Raw genomic sequence first — 13,762 nt, 5'->3', positions numbered from 1 at the left:
CACTAGAGGCACCTTCTAGAGATTGGTTCTAGGCATGTCTGTCATCACTCTCACCCGCTTCACGATCGAACCCGGTGCCGTCGCCGCCTTGCGGACCCGGCACAGCGACCTGGTCGCCGCGATCCGCTCGGCGACCCCGGGCCTCGTTGAGGCACGACTTGGGAGGATCGACGAACGGACCGTGGTCGGAATCTGGCGGTGGGATTCCGCCGAACACCTTCAGGCGGCCCGCCGGATCGCGCCGGACCTCCCGGAGACCGCGGCTGCGTTCTCGCTGGCGAGTGCGGTCACTGCGGATGATGTGGCCGTGGTCGATGAGCACTGACCCGGCGCGCGGCGAGCTTGCGATCGAAGCCACCGGCCTGGTGAAGGTCTTCGGTGCCCGCCGCGCCGTGGACGGGCTGGATCTGGCCGTGCCCGCCGGCGGTGTGTTCGGCTTCCTGGGTCCGAACGGGGCGGGCAAGACGACCACCGTCCGCGTCCTGGCCACCCTGCTGCGACCGGACGGCGGCACCGTTCGGGTGCTCGGCCACGACGTCGTGCACGAAGCCAACCGCGTCCGCGACCGGATCAGTCTGACCGGCCAGTTCGCCACGATCGACGAGGAACTGACCGCAGTCGAGAACCTCACGATCCTCGCCCGACTCCTCGGCTTCAGCCGTGCCCAGGCCAGGAACCGCGCTGACGAACTGCTCGACGGCTTCGGCCTCGCCGACGCCGCCGGTACCACCGTGAAGACCCACTCGGGAGGCATGCGCCGCCGGCTGGACATCGCCGCCAGCATCATCGTCACCCCCGACCTGCTGTTCCTGGACGAGCCAACGACGGGCCTGGACCCGCACAGCCGCAACCAGGTGTGGGGCATCGTGCGCGCCCTCGTCCGCGAGGGCACCACCGTCCTGCTCACCACGCAGTACCTCGAGGAGGCGGACCGCCTCGCCGACCGCGTCGCCGTCGTCGACCGCGGCCGGATCGTCGCGGAGGGCACACCCGCCCAGCTCAAGGCGTCGGTCGGCGCCGGCACCGTTCAGGTCCAGGTCCTCGACCCGGACCGCCGGGCCGAGGCCGCGCGCCGGCTGACCGACGCGCTGGGCGTCGCGGTCCAGGCCGACGCCAACGACGGACTGCTCTCAGCCCGGGTGGACGACCCCACGTTCGCCTCGCTCGCGCTCACCGACCTGACCCGGGCCGGGATCGACCTCACCACGTTCGCCCTCGGCCAACCGAGCCTCGACGAGGCGTTCCTGGCCCTCACTGGGCACCGCCCCCAGGCCAGCACCGACGCCAGAAAGAAGGCAGCATGACCACGACACCGACGACGCCGGACACGATCGACCACGCACTCCATGACGCAGTCTCGACTCGGCCACGGCCACCGCGGGCCAGTCCGGTGTCGGCGTCCCTGACGTTCGCCTGGCGGGCCCTGCTGAAGATCAAGCACGTCCCGGAACAGCTCGCCGACGCGATCATGATCCCGGTGCTGTTCACCGTCATGTTCACGTACCTGTTCGGCGGCGCAATGGTCGGCTCGACCCGCGAGTACCTTCAGTTCCTCCTCCCAGGCACCATGGTCTTCGCGGTCCTGCTCATCACCGTCTACGCGGGAGTCAACCTCAAAACCGACATCACCACCGGCGTCGTCGACCGCTTCCGATCCATGCCGATCTGGCGGCCGGCCCTCATCGTCGGCGGCCTGATCAGCGACGCCGGACGCAACCTCCTGGCCGCGGGACTCGTCCTCGCCCTCGGACTCGTCATGGGCTTCCGGCCCGAGGGCGGTGTCGTCGGGGTCCTGCTGGCGGTCGCGCTCGTCCTCGCGTTCGCCTTTGGCCTGTCCTGGGTCTGGGCGACGCTCGGGCTGGTCCTTCGGACGCCGAGCGCCATCTCGGCGGTGAGCTTCCTCGTGCAGTTCCCGCTCACCTTCGCCAGCAACGTGTTCGTCGACCCCCAGACCATGCCCCGATGGCTGCGAACGTTCGTCGAGGTCAACCCGGTCAGCCTGCTCGTCGACGCTGCCAGAGGCCTGATGCAGGGCACCGCCGAACCCACACAGATCGGTGGCGTGCTCCTCGCTGCGGTCCTACTCGTGGCGATCTTCGGCCCGTTGACCATGCGCCTGTACCGCACCCGGACATGACACCCGACCGTCGCCCATCCCGACGGACACCCGCAGGAGGAACGCGCCCCATGCTGACACGCCTTCACCTGGCCGCGGCCGCGACAGCCGTCACCGCGACCGCGCTGCTCGTCCTCACGGCGATCATCACGACACTCCTCGACGCACACCAGAGCGCCGACGTCCGCCAGGCTGTGCTGTGGGGACAACTCGTCCTCGTCCCCGCCCTTGTCATCACCGGGGCGACCGGATTCCGCATGGCCGGAACCTCGGCCGACCCCAGGATCGGGGCCAAGAAACGCCGGATGCCGTTGATCGCCGGTATCGGGCTGCTCCTGCTGGCTCCCGCCGCCTTCGCCCTGCACCGGTTCGCATCACGCGGCGACTTCGGTGGCCCGTACTCCGTCGTCCAGACAGTCGAGGTGCTCGCCGCCGCGACGAGCCTCGCCCTGATGGCAGGCAACATCCGCGACGGTCTACGGCTCACCGGACGCCGCTGACCGCTCCACAACCACCGGCCGCCCACACGGCCGCTCTTCTAGAAGGGCAGGGCAGACGATGCAATTCGTGGTGCAGCCAATCGGAACCGTTCGCAACAGCCGCCCGGACATCGCCGTGACCGATCATTGGGGAGCGGTGACCAGCACCATCACGGTAGACCCACGGTTCGGCGAAGACTGTCTGCTCGGCCTGGCGACTTCTCCCACGTCGACGTCTTCTTCGTCTTCGACCGGGCCACGGAACGGCCCCACTACCGGCCCCGCCCGTCACGCGGCCGGGAGGATCTGCCGGCTGTCGGCGTCTTCGCCGACCGCGGGCCCCACCGCCCCAACTGCATCGGCATGACCACCTGCAGGATCACGTCGGTGGACGGCCGGGCACTCGAGGTGCTCGGCCTCGACGCCGCGACCGGCACACCCGTCATCGACCTGAAACCGACGATGATCGAGTTTCAACCCGCCGCCGTCCGGCAACCGGCATGGGTCACGCGCCTCATGGCCGAGTACTTCGTGCTCTGAGGCCCTGAAGGGGCGACCGCACCTGGACTATCTGCATGATTCCGTCGAGACGTTCCAGGTCGGCCAGCACGTGTAGCCCGGTGATGCGGTCGCCGTCGATGGTCAGGGGCAGGGAGAAGGGCGGTGTGTCCACGAAGGCGCTGGCCCCACATAACGCACGAACACCATCAGGTCGGACGATCTGCAACGTCCTTCTACCGCGGACGTCAGAACTCGAGGACGTACTTGACCCCACCAGAGCGGCCGCCAGCGACCTGGTCCGCGATCGCGGCGCCGTCCTTGATTGGCGTCGTCTGGACGTCAAGTCTCAGTTCGCCGGAGGCGGCGAGTGCCGCGAGTTCGCCGAGTGCACGTCCGTCGGGCTGCACGTAGAGGTTCGAGGTGGTGATTCCGCGAATCGGGTCGGGTGCGTCCGAGGTGATGGAGGTGAGGCGGCCTCCGTCGGTGAGCAGTCCGATCGCGTCCTCGGCGGTGCCTGTCGCGGCGATGAGGACGGCGTCGAATCGGCGATCGCTCTTCTGCGCCCAACCGTCAGCGTGGGTGTCGATGACCTCGCTGGCGCCGAGGGCGCGGAGCTGATCGGCGCGGGCCGGCCCGGCACCGGCGACGATGTCGGCGCCCCGGAGGCGGGCGAGTTGCACGGCCAGTGACGCGGTGGGGCCGGACGCTCCGACGACGAGCAGGCGGGTGGTGGCGTCGACCTGGAGCTCGTCGAGGGCCTGCTGGGCGGTGAGCCCGGCGACCGGGAGTGCCGCCGCAATCTCCGGAGCCAGGTTCTCGGGCAGTCGTGCGACGTGCGCGGAACGGACTAGGACGCGCTCTGCCCAGGTGCCGCTGCCGCCTGGCAGGGGCGCCTCGTGGACCAGCACGAGGTCTCCCGTGCGGAATTCGGTCTCGTCCGGGCCGGTCGCGGTGACGCGGCCGACGGCTTCGACGCCCAGAGCCGCGGGCGGAACGAGGCCGACGTCCCATCCGCCCGTGTGAAGCAGGGCGTCCCACGGCCCGATCCCCGCCGCGACCACCTCCAGGACGAGCTCGCCCACGTCAGGCTGGCGGGGGTTCGGAAGGTCGAGGATCTCCAGGGCGCCGTTGGCGGCTCGAACACCGAGTCCGATCATGGTTCTTCCTTCTGTGTTGATTCTGTTCGTGCGTGTTTCGGGTTTCAGGCGGCCGGGTTCGTGCTCGGGTCCACGGGCCGCTTGGATTTCGGGAGTTTGTCGACCACGAGCCGGTAGGAGTCGGTGACGAGTTCCTTCACCAGATTCTCGTCGAGGCTGGGCCCGCCTGCTGCCGTGATCCAGTGCTTCTTGTCCATGTGGTAGCCGGTCGTGATCTCTGCGTACTGCTCGCGCAGCCCAACGGCCTCGTCCGGATCGGCCTTCAGGATCACGACGGGGTGTCCCGGCATGTCGGTCATGAGCATGAAGACCTTGCCGCCCACCTTGTACAGCTCCCAATTCGGGCCGACACGGTGCTCGAACGTCACGTCCGGCAGCTCTGTCGCGTACTCGTTCGCGACCTTCTGGAGTTCCTGTCCGTCCATAGCTGATCAGCTCCTCTAGCGATCGGTTCGCCCGGGCCGGGCCGCTCAGGCGAAGGTGAACAAACGCTCGGGCTCGAACCGCGACACCGGGGTCTTGTACTGCTTCGCCTCGTCGGGGTAGCCGAGCGCGAGCAGCACGGTGGTGGTGTGTCCGGTCGCGCGGATGTTGAAGGCCTTGTCCACGCTGATCGGGTCGAAGCCTTCGAGCGGCATGGCCTCGACGCCGAGCTCGGCGGCTGCCATCATCGTCAGACCCATCACCATGTAGGTCTGCTTCTCCATCCAGTGGTAGATGTCCTTGTAGCTGTATTTGCGCAGGCTCACGAAGTCACGAGTCATCGATTCCCACCGCTCGTGCTTCGCCTCATCTGCGAACCGGCCGTCGGCCCGCTCCTTGGCGAACACCGCTTCGAGGTGGTGCTCGGGCACATCGGCCCGAGTGGTGAGGATGATGGTGTGCGAGGCGTTGAGGACCTTCTCGGCGTTGTCCTGGAACCGCTCGCCGAGGTTGGCCGCCAGCCGCTCCTTGCCCTCCTGGGTGGACACGACGTAGAAGTGATTCGGCTGGATGTTCGTCGACGTCGGAGCCGAGCGCAGGAACTTCAGCAGCTGCTGAAGAGTCTCATCCGGGATCGTCTTGCTGCCGTCGAAATACCGGCTGAGGTGCTTGCTCATGAGCTTGTCGAGATCCATGTCATCGTGCTTTCTGTGCGTGATGAGTTGAGGGGTTGTAGATGGTGAAAGTCGGATGCGGCTAGGGTTTGCGGGCGAGGAGTTCGCCCACCCGGTCGAAGCTGATGCCTGTCGTGGCCGAGGCGATGTCGCCGGCCTTGAGCGCCGTGGCCGCCTGTTCGAGAGCACCCATCGCATGCGTGTAGAGCGCAGGGCCCAGGCTGATGCGCTTGACCCCGGCCTTCTGCAGTTCAGAGACGGTCAGCACCTGGTCCGCCGGCGAGATGAGAACGTTCACGGGTGTCGGCGCGACGGCGGTGACGATCGCGACCAGGGACTCGAGGTCGGGCGGGAACGGCGCGTAGAGCACGTCGGCGCCGACCTCGGCGAAGGCCGTCAGCCGTCGGATGGTGTCATCGAGGTCAGGCCGCCCCTGGATGAAGTTGTCGGTGCGCGCGGTGACGACGATGCGTCGCTTCGCCGCGGCGACCGCACTGCGAACCCGGCCTACCGCGTCGTCGAAGTCGCGGATCGGGTCATCGGGATTCCCGGTGGTGTCCTCGATCCCGATGCCGGCCAGCGCGTGCTCGACGGCACTGTCCACAGTCACGGCGACGTCCTCGGCGGTGACGCCGTAGCCGTCCTCGAAGTCACCGTTGACAGGCAACCCCGTGAGCCGGCCGAGCAGCTGTGCGTGGTCGAGATGCTCGTCGCGGGTGATGCTGTGGCGACCGTCGATGCGGCCGAGCGCGGCCGCCAGGGCCGCCGACGACGTGCCGATAGCCTCGAAGCCGGCATCCGCCAGGACCAACGCCGACACGCCATCCCAGGCGTTCGGCATGACGAGGCCACCTTCTCGGGTGTGCAGTGCCATGAACTTCTCATAGAGCTCAGAACCGGGCATGCCGTTCCTTTCCAGTGCGGTCGATCAGGGCGAGGGTTCGACCGGTCAGGCCGCTGTTCTCGCGAGTTCGGTAAGCGCTCACGCGAGGTGGGGGGCCGGGATGTCGACGTCGGTCAAGTTCACGTTGTTGAGGTAGTTCGTCAGCAGTGCCCGGACGACCAGCGTGACGATCGCCAAGATCTGCGGATCGGTGTACCCGGCACCCTGGACGGCCGCGAGGTCGGCATCACTGACCCGTCCGCGCGTCTCGATCACCCGCTGGGCGAAGCGAGCCACCGCAGCCCGCTTCGGATCGACCGAGCTTCCCGCCCGCGCCAGCTCAATGTCCTCCACGGACATGCCGCCCTTCAGGGACCCGGCCGTGTGCAGCGCCAGGCAGTAGTCGCAGCCATCGGCTTCAGACACGGCCAGCGCGATCGTGTGGCGCGTCCTCGCGTCCAGGAGCCTGCTCGCCTTCGTCTGCACCGTCATGACGAGATCGAGGACGGTCGGGTTCGACGCGAGCATGGTGAACATGTTCGGTACGAAGCCGAACTGCGCTCCGACCTGGTCAAGCGTGCCCCGCACGTCGGCGGAGGGCTCCTCGGCAGGAAGAACGTTCAGGCGTGACATGGGAAATCCGCTCCGGTCCATGTGGGTGGTGGTCGGTAACCGACCTCCGTCAAGTTTTGGGCTGCGCAGCCCACTCGCTAGATATAACACTACACAAGACTGGGCTGTCAAGCCCACTTTTGATAAGGTGTGAAGCATGAAGTCCACGACGGCAGCGCCAGAGCCTCGCCAGCTCACCGAGAAGGGGCAGGCGACGCGTGCCCGGATACTGGAGCACGCCGCCGCGCTCATCTACGCCGAGGGCGTCCACGCCACGAACAACGACAAGCTCCGGCGCGCCGCCCGCGTCAGCGGGTCGCAGATCAACCACTACTTCCCGACCAAGGAGAGCCTCGTCCTGGCGGTGATCGAATGGCAGGCTGAACGCGTCCTCGGGCTCCATCACAGCGAACAGTTCGATGGCTTCGAGAGCCTCGAGGGGTTTCGGAAGTGGGCAGCGTTCTATATCGGGTATGAACGCGCCTACCACGAAGGCTGCAGCCTCGGGTCGCTCGCCAGCGAGATCATCAAGACCGACCTCGACGTTCACGATGAGCTTGCGGATGCGTTCGCCCAGTGGCGAGAGATCTTCCGCGACGCGCTCCTCCGCCTGCAGCGGCAGGGCCGTCTGAGCAACGAGGCCGACCCCGAGCAGCTCGCGAGCCTGCTCCTCGCCGCGTTTCAGGGCGGTATGCTCCTCGCACAAGTCGCCCGGGAGATCTCCCCCCTCAGGGACGCCCTGGAAGCCGCTCTCGACTACATCGAGACCTTCGCGATCCCACACGGCACGTAGGCAGTTGGAACCGAATCCGCCGCTCGAGTTCCCTAGATCGGCCGTCCATCATCGGCGCATCCCGACACCGATGCCGAGGGCGACGTGCGGCGTCGGCCCCGACGTCGCCGCCCAACTACTCACCACCGCCGGCGCCAACCACGCCCTGCACACCATCGCGCTCTGCCGCCTGCGCTACGACCAACGAACCCGCGCCTACCTGCGACGACGCACCACCGAAGGCCTCAGCAAGCAAGAAATCCTGCGCCGCCTCAAGCGCTACATCGTCCGCGACGTCTACACCGCGGCTGGTCGCCGACTTCACCGCCCTGACCACTTGACCTCCGTTAGGAGTCTCCGATGCCTCTGTCGTGACGCCCGTGCCGTGCGTGAAAATCTGGGGTGGTCGCCCGCCGACGTCGTTGATGCTTGGCATCTTGATGCCGTATAGGAGTCTGACGCTGGAAGCGTGATCTAGGGGCCCTGCATTGTTGCTTTGAGCACGCGAGTCCGCCTCTGTCCTTCCCCGCAATGCTTCCGCGGGTGACCGCCTGGTGGATGCCCGGCAACGAAGGGTGGTGCCCGTGGAGGAGATCACTGAAGAACCGGTCCAGGTCGTGGCGCGGGTCTGCGCGATCGACATCGGCAAGGCGGGTCTGGTGGCGTGTGTGCGGGTGCCGCATGACACCAGGCCGGATCGACGGGTGCAGGAGATACGCGAGTACGCGACGGTGATGCCGGCGTTGCTGGAGTTAGCGGACTGGCTGCGGGTCGAGCGGGTCGAGCTGGTCGCGATGGAGGCCACGTCGGACTACTGGAAGCCGGTGTTCTACCTGCTCGAGGCAGAAGGCTTCGAGTGCTGGCTGCTCAACGCCAAACACGTCAAGAACGTGCCCGGTCGGCCGAAGACCGATCGGCTCGACGCGGTGTGGCTGGCCAAGGTCGTCGAACGCGGGATGTGCCGGCCCAGCCTGGTGCACCCCAAGCCGATCCGGCAGCTGCGGGACGTGACCCGCTACCGGCGCAGTCTGGTACGCGAGCAGACCAGGGAAAAGCAACGTCTGGAGAAGACCCTCGAAGACGCGCAGATCAAGCTGGACTCCGTCATCAGCGACCTGCACGGGGTTTCTGGTCGGCAGATGCTGCAGGCAATGATCGACGGCCAACGGGACCCGAAGGTCCTCGCGGAGATGGCCCACGGTTCGATGCGCCGCAAGATCCCTCAGCTGCGGGAGGCGTTGACCGGCCACTTCGACGAGCATCACGCGTTCATCTGCGCCACCATGCTGCGCCGCATCGATGCCCTCGCGGCCGACATCGCCGACCTGGACGCCCGGATCGAGGCGATGATCGCCCCTTTCGCAGCGGTGGTGGAGAAGCTGGATGAGGTCACCGGCATCGGCGTGCAATCCGCCCAGGAGATCATCGCCGAGATCGGCGTGGACATGACCGTCTTCCCCACCGCCGCGCATCTGGTGTCCTGGGCGAAGTTCAGCCCCATCGACGCCCAGTCCGCCGGCCGCAAGAAGGCCAACTCCACCGGCAAGGGCAACCCCTGGCTGGCCGCCACCCTCGGCGAGGTCGTCGCCGGGCTGTCCCGCACCAGCACCTTCCTCGGCGAACGCTACCGTCGCCTGGCCCGCCGACGAGGCAAGAAACGGGCGATCGTCGCAGCCGGCAACTCAGTACTGACCATCGTCTGGCACCTGCTCACCGACCCCGACGCCCGTTACCAGGACCTGGGCCCCGGCTTCCACGAGTCGAGGATCAGCAAGCAGCGCCGTCAACGTGATCTCATCCGTCAGCTCGAACAGCTCACCGGCCAGAAAGTCGATCTCCAGCCCCCACCGCAACCAGCCATCGCCTAATCAGAAGCCCTCAACCCGACCCGGCTCCGCTGCGCTCCGCCGGGTGCTGCCGCCTGCCCACCCACTCACCGATTTTCGAGTCAGCATCGGGATGGCGAGTCGTGGTGCCGCGAGCAGGTGGCCGCCCATGGCGGCGCTGTGGACGTGGTCAACCTCGGCGCCGTCGACCACACCGGCCGCCGATGATCCGCATCTGGTTCCTTCAGCTGAAATCCGATCGATAGCACCACCATGGCGGTACCGCCGTCGTACGCGAGCCGCCGGAGCCGCCAGCACCAGATGGGATTCCGTCGTCTCCCGGAGAATTCAGGCGCACAGGTCCAAAATCTCGACCAATGAAGCGCAGTGGTATTACCCAACCGGCGGCCCGTTCACCTGAGGCTTGAGGTGGAAACCGAATCTTCCGTGATACGGGTAGTTCCACCACGCGCCACGTGTTCAGGCGGGCTGTCGCACCATCGTCCCAAGAGCATTGTCGATCAGGTACCGCCAGCGTCCATCCGCGCCGCGGCGCACGACATCACTTGCCGAGCCTTCGAGGTGTACGTGCTCGCCGTCGGGACCTGTGCCATCAATTGACCAGTCCAACACGATCTGGGCGATATCGCCGGCAACGAACACATGACGCGCCTTGGCCTTCAGCGGCAGTCCGAGACTGATATCGCGCTCGAGTTGGGCAGCGATCTCAGTGGGATCAGTGATGGGTCGCCCGTCCCTAGCGACGAACACGACCCCCGGCTCGAACTGGGCCATCATTGCGCTGACCTTGCCGGAGTTAAATCGCTCAATCAGCGACGCGACGACGCCTTCGGGTTCAGTGGCGAGTGGATAGGATTCAGACATTTCGGCCCCCTGTTCCTGTTGGTGGAACGGTCCGGCCACAACTGGACGGCCTCGTCCAGTGGGCTGAACCTTCTTCGCGGTCGGCGCGCATTCAGACGCGACGACGCGTGCTCAACGCCCATGCCCGGCTGTATGCGACCGAGGGAATGCCGGGTCTAGAACGTCGGCATATTCCGGATGAGCATTGACGAATGCTGCCGCGAACGGACACGTGACGGTGGCGGTCTTTCCTTGCATGCGCAGCTCGTCGAGGACGCCGCCGATGAGCCTGGCCGCTACTCCCTTCCCCCGGAACTCGGGGAACACGGATGTCGCCATCAGTACGACGCGGCTCCCGGCCTTACTGTAGACGAGCCCAGCGGCCGTCCGGCCCCCAATCGCGGCCTCGTAGATGCCGAGCTCACTGTTATCGGTGATGACGAGGTCTTCCCCGTCGGGCGCGAGGGCTCCCGACAGGTTCGAGCCTCCCAAATCTTGCTCGGCACTGGTCAACGTGATCATGTCCTCGGCGTTGCCCGCCATGTTGTCTCCTGAATCTCGCGTCTGGTCAGCGACCTGGGAGTGCCCAGTCAGGTCGGATGAAGTGGCAGGAATATCGCGTCTCGGACTATTGCTGACCGATGTCGGACACGTTGGCATCATCCGGGTTCGCCACGATTGACCGGATTCTTTGCGCTTCACATCACCAGGAAGTCGTCCGTGCGGTACTGGCCGGGCGGGAGGTGGTTGTCGTCGCGTCTGCGGCCGTCGAAGTCGCGTGTGATCACTGCCATGCCCCCTCCCCATGTGGCCGGGCGGCCGCGATCCCGCTGCCACCCGTGCTTCCACTCAGCCCGTGGATTCGATGTGGTACCCGCCCATGACGTCATCGTCAGCGAGTGCCCCGGTGATGAGATTCTCCGCGGTGAGGACGTGGTCGCTGCGATCCGGGATATATCAACCGGACCATCACGTCCATAGTAGGCAGGCGTGGCACCGGTCGACAAGTCGAGCTGACCATCGGTGGTTTGGAGCACCAGCAGCGCGCCAGACGGCTGTGGCGGTGCGTCCCTATCCGGCGGATGCCTCCCCCGCGGAAGTATAATGGACGATATAGTCCATAAAGCGCGGCTAGAGATTATTCCGAGTTGGTTGTTCGACATGTCGTAGCCGCTGCGAGATGGCGGCGGCCAGCGTCTTGCACGATGTCAGTAGAGTTCGGTGGACGTTGTTCCCTCCGGTGGGGAACGTTGTCGATGGCCAGCCGGTCGATCCGTTGGACATGATCGCCGCCCTGACCGCTGCACAGCTTGTGTTCCAAGACGGTGTAACTCAGTCATTCACGGCGGGTGGTCGAACGACCTACGTCGACAGGGGCACACCGTCAGAGGCGGAAGCCATGCTGCGGGACATGGGTGACTAAGAGGTCCTAAGAGGGCATCTCGTGTGGATCTGATCTGATACACGCTGGTTGCTGCCTTGCTGGAGTCGAGGATCTTGCGCCCTGATGATCGATGGATGACGACCCCTCGCCGTCCGTATCGCACCGATCTGTCTGATGCCAGGTGGGCGTTGATCGAACCGACCATGACCGCCTGGCGGGCGGCTCAAGGCGGCCTGGGCCTGAAGAAACCGGTGCATGACCTGCGGGAGATCGTGAATGCGATCCTGTACGTCAACCGGACCGGCATTGCGTGGGAGTACCTGCCCCATGACTTCCCGCCGTACAAGACCGTGCACTCGTACTTCACTCGCTGGGCCGCTGACGGCACCACCGAGACGATCCACAACCTGCTGCGCGGCAAGGTCCGGCAGGCAGCCGGCCGTGACCCGGAGCCCAGCGCGGCGATCATCGACTCGCAGAGCGTCAAGACCAGCAGCAACGTGCCCGAAGCCAGCCAGGGCATCGACGCCGGCAAGAGGATCAAGGGCCGCAAGCGGCACCTGGCCACCGACGTCCTCGGTCTGCTGCTGGTGGTGATCGTCACCGCCGCCAGCGTCTCCGACACCGCCGCCGGCCGTGACGTCATCGACCGCCTCGCCGCGACCCACCGTCACATCAGCACAGTGTGGGTTGACGCCGGCTACCGCGCCACTGCCATCGCCCGCGGCGCCGCCCACGGCATCGACGTGCAAGTCGTGCCGAAAACACCAGGCCAGAAGGGCTTCCAACCCTTGCCCAAGCGGTGGGCCATCGAACGCACCAACGGCTGGATCATGCTCCACCGACGACTCGTCCGCGATTACGAGACGTCACCAGAGCACTCCCGAGCCCACATCCACTGGGCCATGATCGACAACATGAGCCGGCGATTGACCCACGAGACGACTCCATCCTGGCGCGACGACCACCCCGAGACGGACACACCGCTACACATCTAAACGGGATGCCCTCTAACAAAGTCGTGCGACGTGTCGGTACGTGATGATGCAGGTGGCGAGGCCGAGGAAGGCTTCGTGGATGTCGTCGCGGCGTTCCCAGCGGATGCGTAGCCGTCGCATGCCGTGGTACCAGGCAATCGTCCGCTCGACCACCCACCGGAACACGCCCAGGCCGGAGCCGTGGGGCTGGCCCCGTCGGGCGATGCGCGGGCGGATGCCCTTGCCGCGTACCGCCTTGCGGTACTTGTCGTGGTCGTAGGCGCGGTCGCCGAAGAGCTGGTCGGGACGCTGGCGTGGGCGTCCGCGCCGATTGGGGACGGGCGGGATCTTGTCGATCAGCGGGAGCAGTTGAGTGACGTCGTGGCGGTTGCCGCCGGTCAGCGACACCGCGAGGGGGATGCCGGCGCCCTCGGTCAGGACGTGGTGCTTCGAGCCCGGGCGGGCGCGGTCGACCGGGCTCGGCCCGCTAATGGGAGTCGAACCGGCCCGTTGTGATAGATGGGTTAGGTCCGAGCCGCCAGGGGTCGAGCACTGGTGTCCGCAGGCCTTCGAGGTCTACCAAAAGATCGTGCCGCCTCTGGTTGGTGAGGGGGCGAGACGACTGGTGGGATGGCGTGCCGTCGGGTCTTGATCGAGCACTGATCCATTAGCGCGTGCGGCATGGGCTCCTGCCGGGCAAACTCCGGGCCGCCGGTCAACTGGACATGTCCCGGGCGGTGATCGACGGCTCCCACATCCGGGCACTCAAAGGCGGCCCAAAACCGGTCCGAGCCCGGTCGACCGCCGCCGCTCGGGCTCGAAACACCACATCATCACCGACGCGGGCGGCATCCCCCTCGCCGCGACCCTGACCGGCGGCAACCGCCATGACGTCACCCAACTCATGCCCCTGGTCGACGAGATCCCCCGGATCAAGGGCATCCGTGGCCGGCCCCGGCAGCGACACGAGCGGATCTACGCAGACCGGGGCTACGACTTCGACATCTACCGCCGCCAACTGCGCGACAGGGGCATCACCCCGGTCATCGCGGCAGCCGCTTCAGCAGTCCAGACGCCGACCGGCTCGAGGTCAT

Annotated in this window: 16 protein-coding genes and 2 pseudogenes; 10 read left to right on the top strand and 8 right to left on the bottom strand. The window is 66.6% G+C overall.

Annotated elements, in window-relative coordinates; translation table 11 throughout:
• Nucleotides 1-34 precede the first annotated feature (34 nt).
• The 5 genes from AC0OLQ_RS24220 to AC0OLQ_RS24200 all read left to right on the top strand — a co-directional run bounded on the left by AC0OLQ_RS24220 (nt 35) and on the right by AC0OLQ_RS24200 (nt 3,135).
• Nucleotides 35-325, top strand: coding sequence for an antibiotic biosynthesis monooxygenase (locus tag AC0OLQ_RS24220; protein ID WP_484528185.1), 291 nt, complete (start codon nt 35-37; stop codon nt 323-325).
• Nucleotides 315-1,304: an ATP-binding cassette domain-containing protein gene (locus tag AC0OLQ_RS24215; RefSeq protein ID WP_484528184.1), complete on the top strand. Its 990-nt coding sequence runs from the start codon at nt 315-317 to the stop codon at nt 1,302-1,304. The genes AC0OLQ_RS24220 and AC0OLQ_RS24215 overlap by 11 nt, the downstream gene beginning before the upstream one ends.
• On the top strand, nt 1,301-2,137 hold the full coding sequence (locus AC0OLQ_RS24210) for an ABC transporter permease (protein ID WP_484528183.1): 837 nt from the start codon (nt 1,301-1,303) through the stop codon (nt 2,135-2,137). The genes AC0OLQ_RS24215 and AC0OLQ_RS24210 overlap by 4 nt, the downstream gene beginning before the upstream one ends.
• A 50-nt stretch (nt 2,138-2,187) precedes the next feature.
• Nucleotides 2,188-2,616: a hypothetical protein gene (locus AC0OLQ_RS24205; protein ID WP_484528182.1), complete on the top strand. Its 429-nt coding sequence runs from the start codon at nt 2,188-2,190 to the stop codon at nt 2,614-2,616.
• Between the two features lie 126 nt (nt 2,617-2,742).
• Nucleotides 2,743-3,135, top strand: a complete 393-nt coding sequence (locus AC0OLQ_RS24200) for a TrmO family methyltransferase domain-containing protein (RefSeq protein WP_484528181.1) — start codon at nt 2,743-2,745, stop codon at nt 3,133-3,135.
• Nucleotides 3,136-3,341: 206 nt separating this feature from the next.
• Here the strand turns inward: AC0OLQ_RS24200 and AC0OLQ_RS24195 are convergent, their stop codons facing one another.
• The 5 genes from AC0OLQ_RS24195 to AC0OLQ_RS24175 form a co-directional block, all read right to left on the bottom strand.
• Entirely contained in the window at nt 3,342-4,253 is a 912-nt protein-coding gene (locus tag AC0OLQ_RS24195; RefSeq protein ID WP_484528180.1) for an NADP-dependent oxidoreductase, read from the bottom strand.
• Nucleotides 4,254-4,297: 44 nt separating this feature from the next.
• Entirely contained in the window at nt 4,298-4,678 is a 381-nt protein-coding gene (locus tag AC0OLQ_RS24190) for an MmcQ/YjbR family DNA-binding protein (RefSeq protein ID WP_074311761.1), read from the bottom strand.
• 45 nt (nt 4,679-4,723) lie between these two features.
• Nucleotides 4,724-5,371 (bottom strand): nitroreductase family protein, encoded by a 648-nt coding sequence (locus AC0OLQ_RS24185; protein ID WP_484528179.1) that lies wholly within the window; start codon nt 5,369-5,371, stop codon nt 4,724-4,726.
• A gap of 61 nt (nt 5,372-5,432) precedes the next feature.
• On the bottom strand, nt 5,433-6,254 hold the full coding sequence (locus tag AC0OLQ_RS24180) for an isocitrate lyase/PEP mutase family protein (protein ID WP_484528178.1): 822 nt from the start codon (nt 6,252-6,254) through the stop codon (nt 5,433-5,435).
• A 78-nt stretch (nt 6,255-6,332) separates the two neighbouring features.
• Complete coding sequence (locus AC0OLQ_RS24175; RefSeq protein ID WP_484528177.1) at nt 6,333-6,866, bottom strand: carboxymuconolactone decarboxylase family protein; 534 nt, start codon at nt 6,864-6,866, stop codon at nt 6,333-6,335.
• A gap of 136 nt (nt 6,867-7,002) precedes the next feature.
• Between AC0OLQ_RS24175 and AC0OLQ_RS24170 the strand changes: the two genes are divergently transcribed.
• The 3 genes from AC0OLQ_RS24170 (at nt 7,003) to AC0OLQ_RS24160 (ending at nt 9,485) form a co-directional block, all read left to right on the top strand.
• Nucleotides 7,003-7,638: a TetR/AcrR family transcriptional regulator gene (locus AC0OLQ_RS24170; RefSeq protein WP_484528176.1), complete on the top strand. Its 636-nt coding sequence runs from the start codon at nt 7,003-7,005 to the stop codon at nt 7,636-7,638.
• Between the two features lie 70 nt (nt 7,639-7,708).
• Nucleotides 7,709-8,068 carry a hypothetical protein gene (locus AC0OLQ_RS24165; RefSeq protein ID WP_484528175.1) on the top strand — a complete coding sequence of 120 codons (360 nt, stop codon included), beginning with the start codon at nt 7,709-7,711 and terminating at the stop codon, nt 8,066-8,068.
• Nucleotides 8,069-8,201: 133 nt separating this feature from the next.
• Nucleotides 8,202-9,485, top strand: a complete 1,284-nt coding sequence (locus AC0OLQ_RS24160) for an IS110 family RNA-guided transposase (RefSeq protein WP_484527112.1) — start codon at nt 8,202-8,204, stop codon at nt 9,483-9,485.
• A 438-nt stretch (nt 9,486-9,923) separates the two neighbouring features.
• Here the strand turns inward: AC0OLQ_RS24160 and AC0OLQ_RS24155 are convergent, their stop codons facing one another.
• Entirely contained in the window at nt 9,924-10,328 is a 405-nt protein-coding gene (locus tag AC0OLQ_RS24155; protein ID WP_357344510.1) for a YybH family protein, read from the bottom strand.
• A 111-nt stretch (nt 10,329-10,439) separates the two neighbouring features.
• Entirely contained in the window at nt 10,440-10,850 is a 411-nt protein-coding gene (locus AC0OLQ_RS24150) for a GNAT family N-acetyltransferase (protein WP_484528174.1), read from the bottom strand.
• A gap of 975 nt (nt 10,851-11,825) precedes the next feature.
• Between AC0OLQ_RS24150 and AC0OLQ_RS24145 the strand changes: the two genes are divergently transcribed.
• Nucleotides 11,826-12,689 (top strand): IS5 family transposase, encoded by an 864-nt coding sequence (locus tag AC0OLQ_RS24145; protein ID WP_484528173.1) that lies wholly within the window; start codon nt 11,826-11,828, stop codon nt 12,687-12,689.
• A 12-nt stretch (nt 12,690-12,701) separates the two neighbouring features.
• On the opposite strand, the pseudogene AC0OLQ_RS24140 reads toward AC0OLQ_RS24145, so the two are convergent.
• Nucleotides 12,702-13,154, bottom strand: a pseudogene (locus tag AC0OLQ_RS24140) (IS5 family transposase); the annotation flags it as partial.
• 194 nt (nt 13,155-13,348) lie between these two features.
• Here AC0OLQ_RS24140 and AC0OLQ_RS24135 point away from each other — a divergent pair.
• Nucleotides 13,349-13,719, top strand: a pseudogene (locus AC0OLQ_RS24135) (transposase); the annotation flags it as partial.
• Between the last annotated feature and the right edge of the window lie 43 nt (nt 13,720-13,762).

The sequence above is a fragment of the Micromonospora sp. Utrum1 genome, assembly GCF_057197805.1.
The sequence above is the reverse complement of the archived record's forward strand: the minus strand, read 5'-3'. Positions and strand labels throughout refer to the sequence as shown.